Source organism: Prevotella melaninogenica, assembly GCF_013267595.1.
Taxonomy (GTDB): Bacteria; Bacteroidota; Bacteroidia; order Bacteroidales; family Bacteroidaceae; genus Prevotella; species Prevotella melaninogenica_D.
On record NZ_CP054011.1, the window covers coordinates 1,702,267 to 1,724,193 of the forward strand.

Sequence of the window (21,927 nt, forward strand, 5' to 3'; positions counted from 1 at the left end):
ACGAGTTGACGGGAGGACAAGTTGACAAGTTGTTAGCTTGTTCTGCCTTAAACATATTCCATTAGTATAATACAGACAATATACAAGATGTAATACAAACAAGGTCGATGAATACTCACAAGGATTTGATCGTCTGGCAGAAAGCAATGGAACTTGTCTTAGAAGTATATAAGGCAACAAAGACATATCCACGGGAAGAATTATTTGGATTAGCTTCCCAAATGCGTAGAGCCGTTGTATCAATTCCCTCGAACATAGCAGAAGGCTATGGCAGAATCCATACTCGTGAAACTGAGAGATTCCTTAGTATAGCATTAGGTTCTGCGTGTGAGTTAGAAACTCAATTGATTCTATCGAAAGACTTAGGGTATATCTCGACAGAACTTGCACAGCAACTATGCGATAAGACCCAAGGCATAATTAGGATGCTAACGTCTTTGATTAAGACTCTGAACAAATAACTTGTTTACTTCACAACTTGTTTACTTGTCAACTAAAACATAACACAATGGCAAAGAATATATCATTCACAATTAAGTATTGGAAGCAGAATGGTCCACAGGATCAGGGTCATTTCGATACACATGAGATGAAGAATATCCCAGATGACACCTCATTCCTTGAGATGCTTGACATCCTTAATGAGGAGTTGATTGCTGCTGGTGATGAACCATTCGTCTTCGATCACGACTGCCGCGAGGGTATTTGCGGTATGTGTTCACTCTATATCAATGGTACTCCACATGGTAAGACTGAGCGTGGTGCAACAACCTGTCAGCTTTATATGCGCCGTTTCAACGATGGTGATGTTATCACTGTTGAGCCATGGCGTTCAGCTGGTTTCCCAGTAATCAAGGACTGTATGGTAGACCGTACAGCATTCGATAAGATTATTCAGGCTGGTGGTTACACATCAATCCGTACTGGTCAGGCACAGGATGCTAACGCTATTCTTATCTCTAAGGACAATGCTGATGAGGCTATGGACTGTGCAACATGTATCGGTTGTGGTGCTTGTGTAGCTGCATGTAAGAATGGTTCTGCTATGCTCTTCGTTTCATCTAAGGTTAGCCAGTTGGCTCTCTTGCCACAGGGTAAGCCTGAGGCTGCTAAGCGTGCTAAGGCAATGGTTGCTAAGATGGATGAAGTTGGCTTCGGTAACTGTACTAACACACGTGCTTGCGAGGCTGTTTGTCCTAAGAACGAGAAGATTGCTAACATCGCTCGTTTGAACCGTGAGTTCATCAAGGCAAAGTTTGCTGATTAATCATAAGCAACAGGTAGTAGCCCTATAGACTACTACCAAGCTTATTCAATCATAGGAAATCCCATAGCTCTGATATATGAGTTATGGGATTTTTGTTTATATGTCCCAGTTAAGTTAGTATACGATACTTTATGATTTGAACCTCTTTTATATCCTTTGACCTTTGAGGTTTGACCTTTGAACTTTATGATTTTACTTTCACCGACTACGAATTACGCTAATTACTCGAATCCTTATCGCAACGTAATTCGTTTAATCAGTAGTCACAGATCGATAGTTTACGAGTTTAGAAGTTGATGAGTAGACTTATTATTTGTATCGATAAATAACAGCTAATTTAATAGATAAGGATTTGAAAAATAATTACATTGTATCGAGTAAAACCTCTATAAATAACGAAAAAAACACATATAAAAAGAAAGTTTGCAATCAACAGAGAATCAATTAGTTATCAAGTAGTAAAATAAAAGGTGCTTAATTGGACTTCAAAAGGGCGTTAGTTAGCCTTCAAAAGGGCACCTTTTGCAAGTCAATTAGGCGTCTTTTAGAAGCTAAAAGAGCATGTCTTGATTTTGAGTTATTGGAAAATTATTTACAAATATCGGCAGTGTGGAAGTATGCTGTTTGTAGAAGACGGATAGAAATCATATCAATTCGCATCTTATCTTGTATTTTATCCCTCTTTGTAAGACCATCTAATTTGGGAAAATCATACCATACAGGTATATAAGTCATTATTTTATTTTAATCTATTTATTTAATGTAGGAAGCTATTATCTTTGTGAAAGTAGTTCTGAAAGTACATGTTATGTCGCTGTAAGAGAATTGTTAAGCATAGAATAAGACATGCTTTGATGCCTATAAAGAAGACATTTTGAAGTGGGGTAGAACGGCTTGTAGCCATCGTGACACGAGAATAAAGTATCGAAAGTAATAGAGTTAATGCTTTTCCTCTTATTCTTCTTTTACTCTTTTTCCCTTTCAAAGCTATGCTTCAGCATTTTACCTTTTTACTCTTTTACCCTTGAATATCTGTCTTATCTCGTTTTTTTTTACTACTTTTGTACACAAAAGACGTAAAGACAATTAAAACCTACGAATATCAATGAGTGAGAACAAACTTTCCACTAACGAACAGGCACAGACTGCCGATGCTCCAGTAAAGGTCAGTTATACTGAATATAAAGTTATTCCATCACAGGGATATTGTATGATTGTGAAGTGTCGTAAGGGCGACCAGGCAGTCGTATTGAAGACTCTAAAGGAAGAATACCGTGAGCGTGTGTTGCTTCGTAATGCATTGAAGCGTGAGTTTAAACAGTGCCAACGACTCAATCACTCTGGTATTGTTCGCTATCAAGGGTTGGTTGAGGTTGATGGTTACGGACTTTGTATAGAGGAAGAGTATGTTGAAGGACGTACTTTACAGGCTTATCTCAAGGAAAATCATACTGACGATGAGAAGATAGCAATTATCAATCAGATTGCTGATGCACTGCGTTATGCGCATCAGCAAGGGATCATTCATCGTAATTTGAAGCCTTCAAATGTGCTTGTTACAACACAGGGTGACTATGTAAAACTCATTGATTTCAGTGTTCTTTCACCTGAAGATGTTAAGCCAACAGCTGATACAATACGCTTTATGGCACCAGAGATGAAGGATGAGACGTTGACTGCAGACGCTACAGCCGATATCTATTCGCTCGGTACTATTATGAAAGTGATGGGTTTGACGTTAGCTTACAGCGAGGTAATCAAGCGTTGTTGTGCTTTCAAGCGAAGCGATCGTTATAGCAATGTTGATAAACTCTTTGCTGATTTGAACAATGAAGGCTCTTCGTTCAGTATGCCAAAGATTGGTAAAGGTACTGTTGTCTTAGGCTTGATAATTGCAGTTGTTATTGGAATCGGTGTGTTGCTTTATAACTATGGCGGTGCATTGATTGACCAAGTAGGTAAGATTGATGTGTCATCTGTCTTTAGCTCTGATGCTGAAACGGCTCCAGAAGATACAGTGAAGGTGAATACAGCAGAGCAATCTGACAGTCTTTCTACTGAAGCTGAGGCTCCTGCAACAGGTAAGCTTGCCTTTATGAATAGGATGAAGCCAGCCCTTTACAAGGACCTTGACAATATCTTTGAGAAGAACTCTGCAGATAAAACAAAGTTGTCAAAGGCTATCAAAATCTATTATCGTGGATTGATTCAAGCTAACGATACACTCGATAATGAGCAGCGTGCTGAGGTAGATCGTGTATTTGGCGATTATGTAAAGCAGAAGAAGGCTGCATTAAACTAATAAGATATAAACGCTATAGAGGTAAGGACTAAGTCATGTAGATATGATGTTTGACTTACTCAGTGATAGTGTTTACAGAAGGCAGGGGCAGAGGCTGTGCTTTCTTTCCGAACCTTGAGAGGGCGCGAGAGGAAGACAGTGTCTGCCCTTGTTAGCTTTCGTTGGTCGGTTTAAGTGTTTTAATTAACGAATGATTGATAATTTCTACAGCTGCTATTCGTGTCTGGCTGTAGAATATGTAATGAATAAAAAGAATGAAACGAGTCTTTTATCTGCTATTTGCAGCCATATTCTTTGCTTGTAGTATGCACGCACAGACACCAACGATGAGTCGTCGGCAGGCTGCTGGTCGGTCAATGGAGCAGCAGGGGTTGGTAAATATAAAGCATGTAGTACCTTCTATCAAGGTGGCTTTGATGTATGCTCGTACGGATAACTTCTGTAATCGTGTACTCTATCATGACCTTCGTGATGCCTATGTATTACCTGCTTGTGCAGAAGCATTGCGTAAAGCGCAGGCGGAGTTGAAGCGTCGTCGTCCTGATTTGAGCCTTTGTATCTTCGATGCCACACGACCGATGAGCGTACAGCAGACGATGTGGGACGCAGTGAAAGATACCCCAAAGTATTTTTATGTATCTAATCCTGCGCACGGAGGAGGTATGCATAACTATGGAATGGCTGTAGATATTAGTATCTGCAAGGCCTCATGGAATGATGCTACATGGCGTGATGGTGCCACCCGTTGCTTGATAGATACGATTCCAATGGGTGTGAAGGTAGACCACATGGGTATAGCCAGTCATATTGATAAAGAGAATGACCTCGTTGCTCGTCGTCTTATCTCTCGTGAGGCATTAGCCAACCGCAGACTCCTTCGTGAGGTGATGAGTGCTGCTGGTTTCATGCCTTTACGTACCGAGTGGTGGCACTTCAACCTTTGTACAAGGGCTTGGGCAAAGCAGAATTTGAGGGTGGTGAGGTAAAAAGGAAGAAAACCACAGCTCGCTTCCTCTACCAAGTAGCCCCTCCCCCTTGCCCCTCCCCCAAAGGGAGGGGAGTGAATACCGAGATACTCCGATGTTAAATGGAAAGCAAGAAGATATGAGGAAGGGTAATGTGAATAGATAAGAAGGGTATATGCAAGAATCCTTAAACACGATATAAGACTCTTTAGTTAAGGTGTTGGAGTATTTAATAGGATAAAAGTATAGGCAGATAAGATGAATAAAACGGACAAAATTAAGCAAGAGGAATTTCCTTTGCCACGATATGTGCAGGAAGTTTTGAGCAAACATAACATTTCACTCCCCTCCCTTTGGGGGAGGGGTAAGGGGGAGGGGCTGCTCGGTAGTCTTTCTGTCTTAGCCCTCCAATCCCACCGCTACCCCGATATTGATATGCCCTTCCTGCTCGACCAGTTGGCAGGATGGCAAACTGCACGCACGAAACTGCCGTCGTGGGCAGCGAAGGAGGACATCATTTACCCACCGCATCTATCGATGGAACAGTGTTCAAGTGAGCAGACTGCGGAATATAAGGCACGATTGGTTGCACGCCTTGTAGGGGTAGAGAACTTCGTTTCTTCTGACCTAAATAACGATTATAGCAGACCTTCTGCAGGAGAAGAAACTACTCCTACGCAGCAAGATAATCATGTTCAGAACAGTTTTGAAGGGTCGTTCTGTGACCTAACAGGCGGCTTTGGCGTTGATTTCTCCTTTATAGCACGCAGCTTCAAACGTGCTATTTATGTCGAACAGCAGGAGAACTTGTGCGAATTGGCACGTCATAACTTCCACGCTTTAGGCTTAACACAAGCTGAAGTAGTGAATACCGATGGTACAGCTTACCTCCATCAGCTCGACCATGTGTCTGTTTTATTCCTCGATCCAGCGCGTCGTAATGAACAAGGAGGTAAGACAGTGCTCATAAGTGATTGTGCACCCGATGTCTTGGCATTGGAAGAAGAACTCTTAGAGAAGGCTGATACGGTTGTTATAAAGCTGTCGCCAATGCTCGATTGGCATCGTGCTGTGGACGAACTCAATCGTTTGGGCAATGTTGTTCGTGAGGTACATATCGTCTCTGTACGCAATGAATGTAAGGAATTACTGTTAGTTTTGCAGAGAACGAAAGGTGAAACAGATGATAAGACGGCTACGGAAAAAGCCTTACAGGTATTCTGTGTGAATGATAATAACATCGTTTCTTATTCTCTCGATGAGGCTTTAATCGTATCGCAGCGACTTCTTACGGCTGTTCCAGAGGCTGGGCAGTATCTCTATGAGCCCAATGCTTCATTGATGAAAGCAGGCTGTTTTGCTTTGCTTACTGCCCGTTATCCACTTTCAGCACTCAGTCTTAATTCTCATCTTTTTGTCTCAGAGGAGTCTATCCATGATTTTCCAGGTCGTCAGTTTGAGATAGCAGCTGTTTCATCGTTCAATAAGAAGGAGCTACGACGTCGTTTATCGGGGATAGACAAAGCCAATCTTGCCGTGCGCAACTTCCCTATGAGTGTTGCTGAACTACGTAAAAGGTTAAAGATAAAAGAGGGAGGAGACATCTACCTCTTTGCAACCACGGATGCAGAAAGCAATCATCTCCTCTTCGTTTGTAAGAAAACAGCGATGTTAACAAGAAAGTAGAAGGTACCATGAAGTGCTATCTATCATTATAATAAATGGTTATTGAGGTTTCAGTGAATGCTTAAGAACTATTTGATAAATGATGTTTTGCAAGTATGTTAAGCATAAACTGGAGTTGTATAGACGTCAAGCACGTGTGGTGCGGACGCTCAGCACATATGGTGCGGACGCCTAACACGAGTCCTTATGACTGAGTAGTAGGGTAGTGATAGTCAATAAAAAGGAGCGTAAATTTGCCAATCTACCTTTTTTTTAGTACTTTTGCACGTTTAAGATTAGGAAAATAACGAAATTAAAAGATTCTAAATGTCATCAGTTCAGATAAAGAGAGTAGAGACGAAGAAAGACCTAAAAGCTTTCATCGAGTGTCATTATGACCTCTACGAGGGTAATCAATATGATGCCCCAAACCTCTATAGCGATGAGTTGAATACGTTGTCAAAAGACAAGAATGCTGCTTTTGACTTCTGCGAAGCTGAGTATTTCCTCGCCTTGAAGGAGGAAAAGGTGGTGGGGCGTGTAGCTGCCATCATCAATAATAAGGCAAACGAAAAGTGGGGCAAGAAGGATGTTCGCTTCGGCTGGATAGACTTCATTGACGATATAGAAGTGACAAAAGCTCTGTTGAAAGCTGTTGAAGACTACGGTAGAGAGAAGGGCATGACCTCTGTTGTTGGTCCACTCGGTTTCACAGATATGGATCCAGAGGGTATGTTGACATGGGGCTTTGATCAGCTCGGAACAATGGCAACTATCTATAACTACGATTATTATCCAAAGCACATGGAGAAACTTGGTGGCTGGGAAAAGGATAATGACTATGTCGAATATCGTCTTGATGTCCCAGAGACAGCTCCAGAGAAATACACAAAGATTGCAGAGATGGTGGAGAAACGATATAATCTCCATGTGCGTAAACTGACCAAGAAGGAAATCTTCGAGGGTGGTTATGGCAAGAAACTCTTTGACTTAATCAATGTGACTTATGCTAATTTGTATGGCTTCTCTGAGTTAACTGATCGCCAGATAGACCAGTATGTAAAGATGTACTTCCCACTTGCCGACCTCGATCTCATTACAGTTATTGAGGATGGCAATAAGGATAACCAGTTAGTTGGTCTTGCAATCACAATCCCATCACTAACACGTGCCTTGCAGAAGTGCCACCGTGGACGTCTTTTCCCATTCGGATGGTGGCATTTACTACGTGCAATAAAGTTCCATAAGACGGAGGTTGTAGACCTTCTCCTTATTGGTGTCCTACCAGAGTACCGCTCAAAGGGAGCTAATTCCCTTGTCTTTGCTGACCTCATTCCACGTTATGTGAAGTACGGCTTCAAGTGGGGTGAAACGCACGTGGAGATGGAAACCAACGAAAGCGTACAGAGTCAGTGGGGTCCATTAGACCCAATTATGCACAAGAAGCGTAGGTGCTATAGGAAAGCTATTGGGTGATGGGTGATGAGTATTGGGTGTTGATGGACAGCTTTAACATGTGTTCTTTCTATATTTTCACGTGTTTCTTCTATATTAACACCTAACACTAAGACACTTAAGGACTATTAGAATGTAAAAGGATGTACCTATGGAATTGTTTTATTACAGGCGTTTAGATGTTTATAAGGACGCTAAGCAGTTGGCTATTAATGTCAATGAAGCCTTAAAATCATTTCCAAAAGAAGAACGATATGCGTTGACAAATCAATTGCAGCGTGCTTCTACATCTGTTATGTTTAATATTGCAGAAGGCTTTGGACGCTATGGTAGTAAGGAGAGGATACATTTTCTTGATATAGCAAATGGTTCTTTAATGGAGGTTTCGAGCCAAATAGAATTGGCAGAAGCCTATCATTACATCTCTACAACACAGCGGGAAGAATTCGATAGCCAAATCCTTTGTATCGTAAAACAGCTCGCAGGATTGAGAAAATCCCTGCTTCAGTCTTCCAACTCCTCATCCCCTTTCAGTAAGTAGACATTTTTGATATCTCTCAATTAGTTTCAACACCTAACCCCCAACACCTACTCCCCAACATTATCAATTCATTAACACCCAATACTCAACACCAAACACCCAACAATGGATAATTCATCAACACCCAACACTCAACACCCAACACCCGTTTCTTACACCGACGATAATATCCGACACCTATCGGATATGGAGCATGTGCGTACCCGTCCGGGTATGTATATTGGTCGTTTGGGCGATGGAAAGTTGCCTGAAGATGGTATTTATGTACTCTTGAAGGAGGTAATTGATAACTCTATTGACGAGTTTAAGATGAATGCTGGTGACCGTATTGAGATTGATGTGGAGGATAATCTGCGTGTTAGTGTGCGCGACTATGGTCGTGGTATTCCACAAGGTAAGCTTGTTGAGGCTGTGTCTGTACTGAATACGGGTGGTAAGTATGACTCTAAAGCGTTTAAGAAGAGTGTTGGTTTGAATGGTGTCGGTGTGAAAGCTGTTAATGCACTAAGTTCACATTTTGAGGTAAAGAGCTTCCGCGACGGTAAGGTGCGTGAACTATCGTTTGAGAAAGGTAACCTCCAAAGCGACAAAACAAAGAAGTCTGCGGACGAGAATGGTACCTATATCTACTTTGAACCAGATGCAACGCTATTCAAAAATTATAGCTTCCATGATGATATAGTAGAGGAGATGCTCCGTAACTATACCTATCTAAACACCGGATTGACGATTATGTACAATGGTCGTCGTATACTTAGTCGACATGGTTTGAAGGACCTTTTGACTGATAATATGACTGTTGATCCATTGTATCCGATTGTTCACATGAAGGGAGAGGATATTGAGATTGCTTTCACACATACCAATCAATATGGCGAGGAGTATTACTCTTTCGTGAATGGTCAGCATACAACGCAGGGCGGTACACATCAGACAGCCTTCAAGGAGCATATTGCCAAGACAATAAAAGAGTTCTTCGGCAAGTATGAGTATGGTGACATTCGTAACGGATTGGTGGCTGCTATCGCTGTAAACGTTGAAGAACCAGTATTTGAGTCACAAACAAAGATTAAGTTAGGTTCCACACAGATGTCGCCTGATGGTGAGTCTATCAATAAGTATGTGGGCGACTTTATCAAGACAAACGTTGACAACTACCTTCATATTCATAAAGAAGACTTCACCGATATACTTGAGAATAAAATCAAGGAGACCGAGCGAGAGCGTAAGGCAATGGCTGGTGTAACGAAGTTAGCACGTGAGAGAGCGAAGAAAGCCAACCTCCATAACCGTAAGTTGCGTGACTGTCGTGTACACTATTGTGACGTGAAGAACGATCGAAAGGAGGAGAGTTCTATCTTTATAACAGAGGGAGATTCAGCCAGCGGAAGTATTACTAAGAGTCGTGATGTCAACACACAAGCGGTCTTCTCATTGCGTGGAAAGCCGCTTAACTGCTTTGGTCTGACGAAGAAGGTAGTGTATGAGAATGAGGAGTTCAATCTCCTTCAGGCTGCGCTCGACATTGAAGACGGACTCGATTCGCTTAGATATAACAAGGTAATTGTCGCAACGGATGCCGATGTTGACGGTATGCACATCCGTTTGTTGATAATAACTTTCTTCCTTCAGTTCTTCCCAGAGCTGATAAAGAAAGGACACGTATATGTCCTTCAGACACCGCTTTTCCGTGTTCGTAACCGTCGAACAAAGATAAAGAACAAAGAGGTAATTGCCGAAGCGGACGCTCGTCGTGTGAAAGGAGAGAAAAAGAACGACTTTATTACACGTTATTGTTACTCTGAGGAGGAGCGTGTAGCAGCTATCAACGAGCTTGGTCCAGACCCAGAAATCACTCGATTCAAAGGTCTTGGTGAGATCTCTCCTGACGAATTTGCCCATTTCATCGGTCCAGATATGCGTTTAGAGCAAGTTACTTTGCATAAGAATGACCAGGTAGCCAAACTCTTGGAGTATTATATGGGTAAGAACACGATGGAACGTCAGAACTTTATTATTGACAACCTCGTGATTGAAGAGGATTTGCCAGAAGAGCAATGAGAGATGTAAAAGAGCTTCTCATGATATGGATTGACTATCATTAATTATCCAAAGAACCGTTGATAGGGACTTTCAAATCAGTCGACTGATTTTTTAAAACACTCGACTAATTTTTAAAATCAGTCGAGTGTTCTGTTAAAGGAGTATAGAGTTCTATCAGAATAATCAGTCTGTACGTTACGTAATTGTCACAAACAGGATATTAAACAAGCAATATCAGTCAATAAATTCAACGAGATAGAAGGGCAAACGAAGGGACTCAAATGACAGTCTCATTAGTTGTCTTTCAAAGAAAATAGAGTTTCATTAAAATATAATATTAGTCTATGAAAAGGTATATCTATCTTTCACTCCTTTGCTTCTTTAGCTTTTTACCATTGTCAGCGCAGCTTAAGAGCGACTCACCCTTGCGTAAGTTGCAGATAGCAGAGATGGCTATCACTAACTTCTATGTGGACTCTGTGAACGAGCAGAAGTTAGTCGAGGATGGTATTAGGGGTATGCTCGAGAAACTCGACCCCCATTCTACCTACACGGATGCGAAGGAAACCAAGGCAATGAACGAACCATTGCAAGGCGACTTTGAGGGTATTGGTGTACAGTTCAATATGATTGAAGATACACTTGTCGTTATCCAGCCTGTTGTCAACGGACCATCTCAGAAGGTGGGAATCCTTGCTGGCGACCGTATCATCAGTGTAAACGACTCTACTATCGCTGGTGTGAAGATGGCACGTATCGATATCATGAAGATGCTTCGTGGTAAGAAGGGAACGAAGGTGAAGTTAGGTGTTGTACGCCGTGGTGTGAAAGGGGTGTTGACCTTTGTCGTTACACGCGCTAAGATACCAGTTCATACTATCAATGCCTCTTATATGATTCGTCCTAATGTGGGCTATATCCGAATCGAGAGCTTCGGTATGAAGACCCATGACGAGTTCATGTCGGCTGTTGATTCACTGAAAAAGAAAGGCATGAAGACCCTCCTTCTCGACCTACAAGACAATGGTGGCGGTTATCTTCAGTCGGCTGTTCAGATATCAAATGAGTTCCTTAAGAACAATGACATGATTGTTTACACCGAAGGACGACGCGCTCGTCGCCAGAATTTTAAGGCTATTGGCAACGGACGACTGCAGGATGTAAAGGTTTATGTATTGGTAAACGAACTCTCTGCTTCGGCTGCAGAGATTGTCACTGGTGCTATTCAAGATAATGATCGTGGAACGGTTGTGGGCCGTAGAACCTTTGGTAAGGGACTTGTACAGCGTCCGCTTGACCTCCCTGATGGTAGTATGATTCGTCTGACAATAGCCCATTACTATACGCCAAGTGGTCGTTGTATTCAGAAACCTTACACAAAGGGCGACCTGAAGGATTATGAAATGGATATTGAGAAACGCCTGAAACATGGTGAACTAACCAATCCTGATAGTATTCACTTTGATACTTCTCAGAAGTTCTACACACTTCGTAACCATCGAGTAGTATATGGTGGTGGCGGTATTATGCCCGATTACTTCGTGCCTTTAGATACAACTAAATACACGAAATATCATCGTCTCTTGGCTGCAAAGAACATCATTATGAATGCTTATCTGAAGTATGTTGATGCAAACAGAACAACTCTGAAAGGACTTTATAAGTCATTTGACACCTTCAATAAGAATTACGTAGTACCACAATCATTGCTTGACACGATTATAGCAGAGGGCAAGAAAGAGAAGGTGGAACCAAAGGATAAGGCAGAACTAACGGCTACCATGCCTTATATCAAAGTTCAATTAAAAGCACTCGTAGCACGCGATTTGTGGGATATGAACGAATACTACCGCGTTTGGAACGAGCAGAGTGACATTGTGAATAAGGCCATTAAACTTTGTACAGCACCTAATACGGACAGGAGTCTGTAATTGATGTCTTAATCAAAAAGCGATATAAAAGACATTACAGGCTTCTATCTTGAAGAGAAGAACGTATGTAATAAGAAAAAGCGGCATGTGTGGTTTGACAAAGCCATACGTGCCGTTTTCTGTAAATTCACATATTCTCTGCCCTAATTTTACGTGTATTTCTATTCCTACTTGTTTCCCGCTATTTACAAATGCATGGGAATAAGAAAGGAAAGGCGACTGGGATTTGAAGCTATTCAGCCATCTGGAGGATTGTTCATTACCATAAAGAGTCCTTTTCCATTCCCTCTTTCATTCTTTCTTTGATACTCTCCATTGCTGTGGTGTCATGCCTTCCAGTGCTGAAAAGAGGTGAGAGAAATTGCTGACCGATGAGAAGCCGCAGGTCTGAGCAGCCTCTGTAATACTGAGCGAGGGCTCATCAATTAGCATCTGTTTGGCTTCATTCAGGCGCAGTTGGGACAGCCAAGTACCGAAAGGCATATTCAGCTCCATGTTGAGATACTGTGAGAGATAGGTGCGATTGGTATGCAGTTGCAGTGCTACTTCGTTGAGCGTTAGCTGCGTCTTCATGTATCGTTTCTTCTTTATCCACTGTTGGATCTCTTCTTCTATCTTCCTTTTTCTCTTCTGCCTCCCTGATAGTACTACCGCTTGTTGTGCCAGTGTGTTCTTTTCAAAATGCATGGCATAGTTGAGAATAGAGACAAAAAGATGGCAAAAGAAGATGACAAAGTTGAATAGTAGTAATATGGCAATCTTTTTACTGACGACCATGACTGCAATACCCAGCACTCCAGTGACAACACCCCAATACATGGGTAGTCGTAACCACAGTATGAAAGCTTGGACAGAAGGGGGGTGCCTTTGTGTCTCCACCCGCTTGTTAAGCGATCTTCTCATCAAAAGACTAAGGGTGAATGTCTCAACGAGAAAAACGACAGAAGCAATGACAAGGATGACAATGCGAACTCTGTCGTTGCCAAATCCTCCTCCCCATAGGGTTATGATGCAGGCTATAACGGGGATGAAATTACGTTCCATGTGTTCTGACTTGATTTCTTCTTCGCTGATAATAGCGGTGAAAGCCATGATAAAAAGAGTAAGGGCAGGGAAAAGTACGCCTATGGTGATGGCAATAGAATAGTAAGAAGAAAGTTCTCTGAGTTGAAAGTACCAGTGGATGAAGCTGAGGATAGCGACCATCAGCAGTCCTGTGGCAATGGCATAACGAGCCTGTCGGTAGCGACGTTTGGCAGGAGTATGGGGAAAGATAATGAAGAATAGGTTCAAGGCAAAGATGCACGCAACGATTGCCAGATAAAGTAGCAGGTAGTTATAGATACTATTGAAAAGCAAACTGTTCATTTTGTTCCCTCCTTATTAGTCTGATTGATCCGTTTTCTTGTGTCGAGTTTGCCTACGCCATCTTATGGGTGAAAGTCCCTCATGTGCCTTGAAGTAATGGCTGAAAGCGGATGACGATGTGAAGCCTGTAGCCTCAGCAACTTGCTCCATGCTCATGATGGCATTGGATGCCAGCAAAGTCTTAGCTTGCTTAAGGCGGATTTGTCCTATCCATTCACTAAAGGTTAGGTTCAGATAGGTATTGAGGTAAAGTGAGAGGTAGGTGCGGTTGGTTCCTAACTGACGAGAAACATCATTGATGGTTATGTTCTTCGTCAGGGCAGCAGGTGTCTTTTGCCAGCGTAGGGTACATCGCTGGAGTTTCTCTATGGTACCTTTATCAAGCCGTACATTCTTCTGCGGAAGTGTGATATTCAATACGACAAAATTGGCATTGAACATATAGTTAGTGAATGACAAGAACATATAGATAATAGAAAGGAGGCAGAGTGCCTTGTAGATTTCAATGCCCCAGTGAGGGAGAATAGACGGAATATAACAGGGGAATCCCAGTGCAATGACAAGCGTTACCGAACGTGCGAGCCAGGCGATAGACTGCTTGAAATTGTCAGCATAGAAGTTAGCCATCTTTTGTTGCGCCTTTCGGTAGTAGCTGTAGAAACGGATTCCCAAAAGAATAACCATTGTTAAGAGAACCACCGTTACAGTTATATGGCTGATCAGTCTGAATGTTCCACCTATGATAGCTCCGATGCAGAGGAAAGAAAGACAGCCAGCAAGGAAGATGACATTGTGGAGTACTCTTTTTCGAGTAATGTAATCAGGTTGGACAAACGGCAGGTAGATCATAGAAAGGAGCACCGTAACAATAAGATACAAGCTTAGGCTAATGGTCTCTGGATAGGGAATGCTGTAGATTTCTTCCTCCTTCAGCCAATACAAGAACGGCTCCATGGCAAAGATTAGGAAGTTGATGGCAAGCAGTTGACGTGCCCTCGTATATAGTTGGTAAGCTGGTTTCTTCTGCTTTTGGAGTACAAGGAGACAGATGCCGAATGTGACGAGTGTTGTCCATTCTGCAAACAGAATACTTTTCAAGAGGTCTATTTGTTGGTTCATCATTATACTTTAGACGGTTGGATCCTCGCTTCTAGTCAGCCGATTGGCTGCCCGCCACTGGCTGGTTCTACTACTGAAACCCGACTGACTGGCTATCTCGTCTTGACTGGCTTCTGGGTGTTCGCTGGCATACTGGGCTGCATATTCCAATCGTAGTCGGTTGATGTAGTTATAGAATCCACCGAACTCCTGCTTGAAAACCTTTGATACATAAGTCCGACCATAATCAGTCTGTGATGCTACGTGGGCAAGTGTTAGGTGAGGATTGAGGAAGCCTTTCTTCTGCTCCACAATCTCAAGAATGTCCGCCTTTATCTGGTTTACCTTCGCTGCGCTAATACCTTCCGTATTCTCAGGCTCTATATCTTCAGGTGATGGGATGAGGTTATTTCGTCTTATGTATTGCGATATAACTTCATCCATCTTTCGCATTGCCTCGGCATTGCTGCGGTTGGGATGGAGGGAGGCGAGCAATATGATGATATGCCAACCACTGAGCAGAAAATCAATCCAGGCTTTAAGTAATCGGCTGTCTGTGAAAAGAACAATCCATCCCGTCAGTGTGTAAGCCAGCGGCTGCCAGAGTACATAATTGGCAAACCGTACTGGGAACTCCTCCTCGTTGGAGTAGTTGTCTTGGTTGTATTCATTGGTCTTGCGATAAAGCCAGAAGGTAGAATAAACAAGATAGGCAAACAGGGATGCGCCTACTCCTATACAGACGTAGGCAATCTGACCACTTTGGTGTTCTGACAACTTCTTCGGAATGATGCTTAGGGCAAAGAGCAACAAGATAATCAGTACTGGAATCGATGCCATCAGTCGCAACCTATATTTCTCCCGCTTATAGCCAGAAGGATCAAAGTACTTGTGAAACAGTATGATCCATGTCGTCGGTATGAAGAGAATCGCATAGAACTTTGCCAGCATCCAAGTCTCTGTACGCATCGGATTGAGTACGTAAGGAAATAGAGCGATAGAGAAAAGAAGAAAGAAAATGCTTATTTTTCGTGCTGGGAAGAACTTGTCTGCGTATTTTGCATAGGGAGAGCACACGTGCCCCCATCTTATTGCTGCAAAGAAGACGCAGGAGAGGATAAAGGAGAAGCAGCCCAAAGAATATATCAGGATGTTGCTCATGAATAGGTGTTATTATTTATGTAAAAACAGATGTAAAGGCAGACAATATGCCCTTTTTGTTGTCTGTAGCACTGCAAAGTTAGTAAAAAGAAACGATAAATTACCTCTTTCGTTGTTTAGTTTTAATCCTAAAGTATATTTCTATTTAGGCTATCATTCTTTAGTCATCATACTTAATTATGGTATAACTTCTATGTTTCTCAAACGTACACACTATACTTATTTTGTTTCTCCAAGTACTTTGGAGAGGTTCTCCAAAGCACTTGTAATAGTTGTACAAAAGCCTTGGAGAAATAAAGAAAGACATTTGTATTGACCTTTCGAGATAAAACTTAAGGTTCTTCCGTTAAATGCGTAGATTGTTAATAGAATGAGATTAATCCACATACATGGTATGATTACCTTCAATTAGATGGTTTTACAAAGGGGGATAAACTACATAATAAACGTCATTAGGTGTGATGTCTATCTGTCTTCTACAAACAACTTATCCCCATGCCATAGATTTTTGTAAACTATTTTCACGCAGCTCTATACTAATACATGCTATTTGGGCTTCCAAAAGGCGCCAAATTGGCTTGCAAAAGATGCCCTTTAAGACCCTTACTAACGCCCTTTTGAAGTCCACTTAAGCACCTTTTACGTTACCACTTTATAACTAACTGGTATCTTGTTGGTTACAAGCCCACCCTTTTTATGTGCTTTTAGCCTTATTGATAAAAGTTTTATGTAATATTATGTAAATACTTTTCAAGGAATTGTCATTGGATTTTCGAGTATTAAAAAGAAAAAAACTGGTTCGGAGGATGAGAAAAGAATAGATAGTTGATAGTCTTGGCTATGTCTTTGTTAAATGAGTACGTTATGTTCTGCCGTTAACACTATACAAAAAGTATCCACACATTTAACGGAAGAACCAAACTTAATTCCTCAACACTCTATTAGTTGAACTTGTAACTACCCTTTTTGAGGAGCTTCATGTGTCCTGTTCCGTTACTATTTTGTATTGATTGTAGCAATTTTTGTACACTTTGAACGCTTCAAATTAGTATTTTTGATTCCATGGATAGTTGAATGTCCGTTAATATATGCACAGACGCATATTAATGATAGCCACAGAGTCTATCGTTTGTAAAGTTATTTGGCGACATTAAGTTGTTTTTTTATTTTTGTGAAAGCAACTATTGAGACCAAGAGACATTTTACGTATCAACTCCACACAATATATATCAGATTAATATAAGTATTTATGAACTTAAAGAAAAGAATTATGAAGCACCTGTCTTTATCATTAAAAGGGAGAGGGCGGCGGCTGATTCTGATTCAGCGGACAATGGTATTATTGATGCTATTTGCCTCTTTCTCGGTTTCCAAAGCACAAAACGTGACTATAAGTCCCCAGTCTGGGAAGTTGGTTGCAGGTTTGACCTATGAAAATGAAGTTGGATTCCAACATGGTTGGAGTTCGTTGTGGCGGCATAATCAGTTGCCACTAACACTGACTGTTTCCGACAAGACGGAACTGGTGGAAGGGGGACAGCTGAAGGATCCAGCAGGTAACATCTCTTTAGATAACCAACAAGGAATGTATGTTGTGATGGGTGGAAAGAACGTTACAACCTGTATGAACATCTCTCTGCCCAAGGGCTTTCGCTTTACTCGTTATCGCATCGTTCTGATGAATAATCTTAATGGTAAAACGGTCAATACCATGCAGATTAAAGGCATGAATAAAGTTATGTACGAAACAGATGAAAAGTTTAATCAGAGTATTCCGAAAGCAAAAACAGACGTAATGGGATCATACAATGATTCCAAAGAGTATGTTATTGAGCGAACCAGTAAGGATGATGCCGATATGGGTAACAACCTTTATTTTTATTTCTGGAGGCAGTGGGACGAGTTCTATGGTGTGACTATCAAGTCATGCGAGCTTTACTTCACCGCTGAAGGACCATTTCAGGCAAACGTAGCTCCAGGTTCACCTTCTATGATTATCAAGGATGGTGTTAATATGGTGGATGTTCCTTTTGCTACCAGTAAGCTGGACTTAGGAGAAATAAAGCCAAACAAAAAAAGCGGTGTGACCTATTTTAGTTACGACTATCGTAATGTCAGGGAACTTATGGCGAACAATCATTTCTATCAGCAGGATGCTGTCACAAGCGACAAGAAACTGCCAGCAACAGCTAATACTGGTGACATCCAGGCACTAAACAATGACGGAAAACTCTATTATGCCGTTGGTAATAACACCTATTATATTGAGACACCCACTTCAACCAAGTCGCAGGATGAAAAAGACATTCCGCTGGGCTATCGCATTACGAGTGCCAAAATCAAATATCACTATGGTACGGCTGCAAATTCTAGTAGTGTTCCTTACAATGATGGCTTCTATATTACGGCAAAAGGAGGAACCTTTGGTTTGAAGACATACTATCTTCAGCCAGATGGTAAGTGGAATGAGAACAGACCAGTAGTCTGGACAATGACTGGTGAAGGTAGTGGTAAACTCTACAGTGGGGGCAGTTATCTGTATACTCATTATGCAAACAAGACGTATTACCTGTATCCGACAAACAGTCCTACGAAGGCTTCGGTATTTCAGAAGATTGGTGATCGTATCAGGAGAGTTGTTGATGGTAAGACTTTGTATCTCTCTATGCCTGACAGAAAGGGCAATGCCCAGCTGCAAGACAAGAGCAATGCTTTTGCCACATACTCACAGGCAAATGGAATAGTAGACAATCCAGCCTTCACTCCTTCACCTTATACTTTAAAGGTATATGCTACCGACAAGAACACCCCTTATAAAACTATTAAAGTAACCGAAGGGGCTGACGGAACCATTGAGATACCCAATCTAAACAACGATGCTGTCAAGTTTGAGGTGTCTGGTCTGGCTTCTGGTTCAAAAGCTCTCGTTACCTTTGAACTAACCCTTGAAGCACTGGATCCATTCATCAACTCTATTGACATCATCTGCCATTCGTTGAAAGCAAACGGTCCTACGCTAATGCAACAGTTCACATCCAACGATTTCCAAGTATCAGGTGGTAAGTTTCTTTTCTATGTGCCAAAGGATTTCATGGGTGATACAGAGAGATGTAAGTTCACGTTTGAGAACCTATACAGTAAGTATGGAGACAACACTTATCCCGGTGGAACACGCCATGCACGCTACTACTTCGCCAAGTCAGACTATTACAACAGCTTCGGTGATGGAAAGCAGTATATGGCTACGGGTATGGAAGAAGCCGACAAGAAAGTGAGCACTAAGATGTGCGGTGACAAACCTTTCAAGTATAGCAACATTGATGAACTGAACAACAATAATACCAGTTCGAGCCCGACAACACTCAAGGAGTACCCTTATTCTGAGTCACTTTATAGAGAACAGGGCGGAACATTCACCAGCAACATTGAAGTTGCCATCAATAAGTCCAAGGAATGTTACCTTTTCACGGGAGATGAAACACGATGGAACATAGCACCGACCACTGCATTGGAGCATCGCTACTATGCCTATTACCTCATGGACATCAAGCTCATTGTTAAGGACTACAAGGCGCAGTGTGAATTGACAAAGATCTATGACCATACTTGCTACAACCTTGAAGGCAAAGATACAGATAAGCCTATGTATGGTGGCAGATTCGTTGCCCTTGATGCGCAGACAAATCAAAAGATACCTACAGGCAATGCTTACCTAACTGTTCCGATGATGGAGAAGGCTCTCACGGAAGCACTTGCTGCTAAGCATGCTACGGGATATGAGGTACTATATCTTGACTATACTGACCTTTATTCTGTCCATATTCCAGAGAAGAAAGAGATGGATCGCATGAAGGGACTGCTGAACCCGAACTGCTTAATCTACTTCCCAGAGCGTTCCAATTACAATGAGGATAACTATGTGCAGAAGACGAAGAGTGGAGACTACCATGCCTGCAAGAACATCGTTATTACTGACAGGCAACCATTCTTTGCTCCATACAAGATTACTGTTCCGAGGGAGAATTATGCAATCTATCAACGAGAGATCACTATCCCAAAGAATGGTAAGGTAGCGAATGCTTCAATTATCCTGCCGTTCACGCTCTCGTTGACAAATGGCATACACACCAATGCCACTGCGGATGCCTGCTCGTTCGAGGTGTTGAGAATGCACGAGGAAGACTGCCTGTTCCTGTCAGATCCCGAGACTGCTTCGTCCCGTAACTATTACGCATCGGCAAAGTTCGATCGTGTTGAGGGTAGCAGTACCGAAGCTAACGTACCATACATGGTCAAGGTAATCAATGCACCTACCGATGAAAAGATTTCCTTCATTGCCACACAATATGGTGCGGATGTGATGGCATCTGAGGACAAACTGGAAACTTCAGGCTACACCTATTCGGGTGAAAAGGCAACAGGCAAGATTGCAGGCAATGCTTATCAGTTCAGCAACTGCGGTTCTTATGCAGGCATGAAGGTAGACAGAAACACAAAGAACGTATTCTACTTCTCTGGGAACATGTTCCTTAGTTCTAAGAATCTTCTCCTAATGTATCCGTCAGTTTACGTTTATCCTTTCCGTGCATGCTACCTCTACAACAGAAGTAGTCAGGGAGCAAAGGAGATGATAGGCTTTGATGTTATAACTGATTATGACGGTATGACAACAGGTATCTCCGACCTTACCCATGAGCCAGATCTTGCTGTCCAGACGGGCAGGGGACACATTATGGCAACGGCTGCAAAGTCCGTACATTTCAGTATCCACAATGCAAACGGAATGAAGGTCGAGACTGTGACACTCAATGCTGGTGAAAGTAGAACGATAGAACTACCAGCAGGACTCTATCTTATCAATGGTACAAAGGTTATTGTAAACTAAATAATTCAATGTTATGAAACGAACGTATATTCCGCCTAAGACTTGGGAAACTCTGGTAGCATCCGAACTCCTTCTCACTGTAGGTAGTGGAAGTAGCAATGACCATGCTGATAGCAAAAAGAATCCTTTTTGGTCTGAAGGATATGAAGAAGATGAATCTCTCAATTCATCTTGGTCGAGAGTAAGAGGCGTCTGGGAAGACTAATTGTCAGAGATTACAAACTTTGGTCTTGACAAATATTGAGATCGAAGTACCTTTCGGGCAAAGATTTCAGACAGAGGTTGTATTCTTTTAATTTAGAATCTGACACTTTAGTCAGATTAAAGTACTCTATATAAGATTTAAGGAAAGCGACACGCATGGTTCTTTGAAACCATACGTGTCGCTTTCTAGTATTTTATGTATCTTCTTTTTAGAAGCTAAGTGTGTAATATTTTATATTGCTGTCCAGTAAAAATAAACTGAAAGCTCTGTATCCCTTTATCCATCGGTGTTGCAGCCGTTTTACTTATCCATGGGCTTGGTTTTCAGTTTTAAACTGTAAGCATTATAAAATGTGCTTATTTTAACAAGGGAGACCCTATAATAACCAAATAAATTAATGAAATCATAAGTTTAAGCCTATTTTATTTAACACAGATAACTCCCAAAAGTTTTATCGGACACCAATAAATATTTTACTATCGAAACAAGGGCTGATAGAGCAGAAATAATTATATGGTGCAGCCTTTCTGCAATTATGCTGAACTATGGGAGTACAATACAGGATGGCTGGTATAACGATAGACTACCTATTTCTCGGTCTGCATTCTCTTGAGAAGTGCAAGCGCCTTGTTCTCGTTTTCTTCCATAATCTCACGCTCTCCAGGACCCTTGTCATTGATACCACAGAGGTGAAGGATACCATGAATGATAACTCGGTGAAGCTCATCCTCATATGACTTCTTGAAAAGTTCGGCATTAGAGCGGACTGTATCAAGTGAGATAACAAGGTCGCCATTGAGCACATCATCCTCATCATAGTCGAAAGTAATGATGTCCGTGTAATAATCATGTCCAAGATACTCGTTGTTTACTTCGAGAATCTTCTCATCATCTACGAACATATAACCAATTTCTCCAACCTTTCTACCATGCGTTGCAGCAACAGCTTTAATCCAACGAGAAATCTCTCGTTTCTTGATTTTAGGCATCTTAACGCCTTCAGCACTATATGTTATCATCGTGTCTATGTTTTATCGATGA

Annotated in this window: 15 protein-coding genes; 11 read left to right on the top strand and 4 right to left on the bottom strand. The window is 41.7% G+C overall.

Annotated features, from left to right (window positions below; translation table 11 throughout):
• The first annotated feature begins 107 nt into the window (after positions 1-107).
• From FIU21_RS12260 to FIU21_RS12300, 9 genes are all read left to right on the top strand, one after another.
• The gene (locus tag FIU21_RS12260) at positions 108-461 is read left to right on the top strand and encodes a four helix bundle protein (protein ID WP_004358894.1); all 354 of its coding nucleotides are present in this window, start codon (positions 108-110) and stop codon (positions 459-461) included.
• 47 nt (positions 462-508) lie between these two features.
• Positions 509-1,267: a succinate dehydrogenase/fumarate reductase iron-sulfur subunit gene (locus FIU21_RS12265; RefSeq protein WP_004358893.1), complete on the top strand. Its 759-nt coding sequence runs from the start codon at positions 509-511 to the stop codon at positions 1,265-1,267.
• Positions 1,268-2,372: 1,105 nt separating this feature from the next.
• Complete coding sequence (locus FIU21_RS12270) at positions 2,373-3,569, top strand: serine/threonine protein kinase (RefSeq protein ID WP_004358892.1); 1,197 nt, start codon at positions 2,373-2,375, stop codon at positions 3,567-3,569.
• A gap of 254 nt (positions 3,570-3,823) precedes the next feature.
• Entirely contained in the window at positions 3,824-4,555 is a 732-nt protein-coding gene (locus FIU21_RS12275; RefSeq protein WP_036885742.1) for a M15 family metallopeptidase, read from the top strand.
• Positions 4,556-4,792: 237 nt separating this feature from the next.
• On the top strand, positions 4,793-6,220 hold the full coding sequence (locus tag FIU21_RS12280; protein WP_036885741.1) for a THUMP-like domain-containing protein: 1,428 nt from the start codon (positions 4,793-4,795) through the stop codon (positions 6,218-6,220).
• Between the two features lie 306 nt (positions 6,221-6,526).
• Complete coding sequence (locus FIU21_RS12285; protein WP_004358889.1) at positions 6,527-7,675, top strand: hypothetical protein; 1,149 nt, start codon at positions 6,527-6,529, stop codon at positions 7,673-7,675.
• A 130-nt stretch (positions 7,676-7,805) separates the two neighbouring features.
• Positions 7,806-8,195 (top strand): four helix bundle protein, encoded by a 390-nt coding sequence (locus FIU21_RS12290; RefSeq protein WP_004358888.1) that lies wholly within the window; start codon positions 7,806-7,808, stop codon positions 8,193-8,195.
• A gap of 105 nt (positions 8,196-8,300) precedes the next feature.
• Positions 8,301-10,256 (top strand): DNA topoisomerase IV subunit B, encoded by a 1,956-nt coding sequence (locus FIU21_RS12295; protein WP_036885740.1) that lies wholly within the window; start codon positions 8,301-8,303, stop codon positions 10,254-10,256.
• 326 nt (positions 10,257-10,582) lie between these two features.
• Complete coding sequence (locus FIU21_RS12300) at positions 10,583-12,169, top strand: S41 family peptidase (RefSeq protein ID WP_004358886.1); 1,587 nt, start codon at positions 10,583-10,585, stop codon at positions 12,167-12,169.
• Positions 12,170-12,460: 291 nt separating this feature from the next.
• Here the strand turns inward: FIU21_RS12300 and FIU21_RS12305 are convergent, their stop codons facing one another.
• Genes FIU21_RS12305 through FIU21_RS12315 form a run of 3 tightly spaced genes read right to left on the bottom strand, consistent with a single transcriptional unit; the run spans position 12,461 to position 15,796 of the window.
• Complete coding sequence (locus FIU21_RS12305) at positions 12,461-13,537, bottom strand: helix-turn-helix transcriptional regulator (RefSeq protein WP_004358885.1); 1,077 nt, start codon at positions 13,535-13,537, stop codon at positions 12,461-12,463.
• Positions 13,538-13,552: 15 nt separating this feature from the next.
• A complete protein-coding gene (locus FIU21_RS12310) occupies positions 13,553-14,659 on the bottom strand; it encodes a helix-turn-helix domain-containing protein (protein ID WP_172891400.1) in 1,107 nt (368 codons plus the stop codon).
• Between the two features lie 6 nt (positions 14,660-14,665).
• Positions 14,666-15,796, bottom strand: a complete 1,131-nt coding sequence (locus FIU21_RS12315; protein ID WP_172891401.1) for a helix-turn-helix transcriptional regulator — start codon at positions 15,794-15,796, stop codon at positions 14,666-14,668.
• Positions 15,797-17,045: 1,249 nt separating this feature from the next.
• On the opposite strand from FIU21_RS12315, the gene FIU21_RS12320 reads away from it, so the two are divergent.
• Both FIU21_RS12320 and FIU21_RS12325 read left to right on the top strand, forming a co-directional pair.
• Positions 17,046-20,681, top strand: coding sequence for a hypothetical protein (locus FIU21_RS12320; protein ID WP_004358882.1), 3,636 nt, complete (start codon positions 17,046-17,048; stop codon positions 20,679-20,681).
• Positions 20,682-20,694: 13 nt separating this feature from the next.
• Complete coding sequence (locus FIU21_RS12325; protein ID WP_004358881.1) at positions 20,695-20,886, top strand: hypothetical protein; 192 nt, start codon at positions 20,695-20,697, stop codon at positions 20,884-20,886.
• A gap of 587 nt (positions 20,887-21,473) precedes the next feature.
• Here FIU21_RS12325 and ybeY read toward each other — a convergent pair.
• Positions 21,474-21,905 (bottom strand): rRNA maturation RNase YbeY, encoded by a 432-nt coding sequence (gene ybeY, locus FIU21_RS12330; protein WP_004358880.1) that lies wholly within the window; start codon positions 21,903-21,905, stop codon positions 21,474-21,476.
• Between the last annotated feature and the right edge of the window lie 22 nt (positions 21,906-21,927).

Coding starts and splice junctions, on each gene's coding strand:
- FIU21_RS12260 (WP_004358894.1), top strand. CDS start 108: ATGAATACTCACAAGGATTTGATCGTCTGGCAGAAAGCAATGGAACTT.
- FIU21_RS12265 (WP_004358893.1), top strand. CDS start 509: ATGGCAAAGAATATATCATTCACAATTAAGTATTGGAAGCAGAATGGT.
- FIU21_RS12270 (WP_004358892.1), top strand. CDS start 2,373: ATGAGTGAGAACAAACTTTCCACTAACGAACAGGCACAGACTGCCGAT.
- FIU21_RS12275 (WP_036885742.1), top strand. CDS start 3,824: ATGAAACGAGTCTTTTATCTGCTATTTGCAGCCATATTCTTTGCTTGT.
- FIU21_RS12280 (WP_036885741.1), top strand. CDS start 4,793: ATGAATAAAACGGACAAAATTAAGCAAGAGGAATTTCCTTTGCCACGA.
- FIU21_RS12285 (WP_004358889.1), top strand. CDS start 6,527: ATGTCATCAGTTCAGATAAAGAGAGTAGAGACGAAGAAAGACCTAAAA.
- FIU21_RS12290 (WP_004358888.1), top strand. CDS start 7,806: ATGGAATTGTTTTATTACAGGCGTTTAGATGTTTATAAGGACGCTAAG.
- FIU21_RS12295 (WP_036885740.1), top strand. CDS start 8,301: ATGGATAATTCATCAACACCCAACACTCAACACCCAACACCCGTTTCT.
- FIU21_RS12300 (WP_004358886.1), top strand. CDS start 10,583: ATGAAAAGGTATATCTATCTTTCACTCCTTTGCTTCTTTAGCTTTTTA.
- FIU21_RS12305 (WP_004358885.1), bottom strand. CDS start 13,537: ATGAACAGTTTGCTTTTCAATAGTATCTATAACTACCTGCTACTTTAT.
- FIU21_RS12310 (WP_172891400.1), bottom strand. CDS start 14,659: ATGATGAACCAACAAATAGACCTCTTGAAAAGTATTCTGTTTGCAGAA.
- FIU21_RS12315 (WP_172891401.1), bottom strand. CDS start 15,796: ATGAGCAACATCCTGATATATTCTTTGGGCTGCTTCTCCTTTATCCTC.
- FIU21_RS12320 (WP_004358882.1), top strand. CDS start 17,046: ATGAACTTAAAGAAAAGAATTATGAAGCACCTGTCTTTATCATTAAAA.
- FIU21_RS12325 (WP_004358881.1), top strand. CDS start 20,695: ATGAAACGAACGTATATTCCGCCTAAGACTTGGGAAACTCTGGTAGCA.
- ybeY (WP_004358880.1), bottom strand. CDS start 21,905: ATGATAACATATAGTGCTGAAGGCGTTAAGATGCCTAAAATCAAGAAA.